This is a genomic window from Streptosporangium sp. DT93, from assembly GCF_049844535.1.
Classification (GTDB): domain Bacteria; phylum Actinomycetota; class Actinomycetes; order Streptosporangiales; family Streptosporangiaceae; genus Streptosporangium.
The window spans coordinates 1-758 of record NZ_JBNCLF010000063.1; the positions used below are offsets into that span (position 1 = coordinate 1).

Genomic DNA, 758 nt, shown 5'->3' on the forward strand with positions numbered 1-758 from the left:
GCGGCGGGGTGCGCGGACCAGTCCGCGCAGGATCGAGGGCAGGTCGCCGGTTTCGGCGCGGGCCCGTAGCCCGGCGGTGTCCCAGCGGGCCGCGACCACCAGCGGGTCGGGGCTGGTCAGGGCGGCGTCGAACAGTTCCAGGCCCTGCTCCACGCTCAAGGGCGCGACCCCGGCGCGTGCCAGGCGGGCCACGTCGGCCTGGGAGAGGCCGCCGGTCATGTCCGTGGCGGTGTCCCACAGTCCCCACGCGATCGACACCGCCGCCAATCCCTGCTGCCGGCGGTGGGCGGCCAGCGCGTCCAGGAACGCGTTCGCGGCGGCGTAGTTGCCCTGACCGGGGTTGCCCACCACCCCGGCCAGGGAGGAGAACAGCACGAACAACGACAGCGGACGGTCGGCGGTGAGTTCGTGCAGGTACCAGGCGGCGTCCGCCTTCGGCGCCAGTACCGCGTCCAGACGGGAGGCCGAGAGTCCCTCGACCACGGCGTCGTCCAGGATGCCGGCGGTGTGGACCACCCCGCCCAGCGACACTCCGTTCACCACCGCGGCCAGTGCGTCGCGGTCGGACACATCGCAGGCCACGACCGACACCCGGGCGCCGAGCCCCTCCAGGTCGGCCACCAGCTCGGCCGCCCCCGGAGCCGACGGGCCGCGCCGCGACAGCAGCAGCAGGTCCCGCACCCCGTGACCCGTCACCAGGTGCCGCGCCACCAGCGCACCGAGACCACCGGTGCCACCGGTCACCAGCACCGTCCCCG

At 75.1% G+C, this 758-nt stretch carries 1 protein-coding gene; it reads right to left on the reverse strand.

The annotated features are described in order from the left end of the window. Positions 1-744: beta-ketoacyl reductase (locus ACLQ2R_RS39485; protein ID WP_425966538.1), on the reverse strand; the 744-nt coding region annotated here is incomplete at its 3' end. Between the last annotated feature and the right edge of the window lie 14 nt (positions 745-758).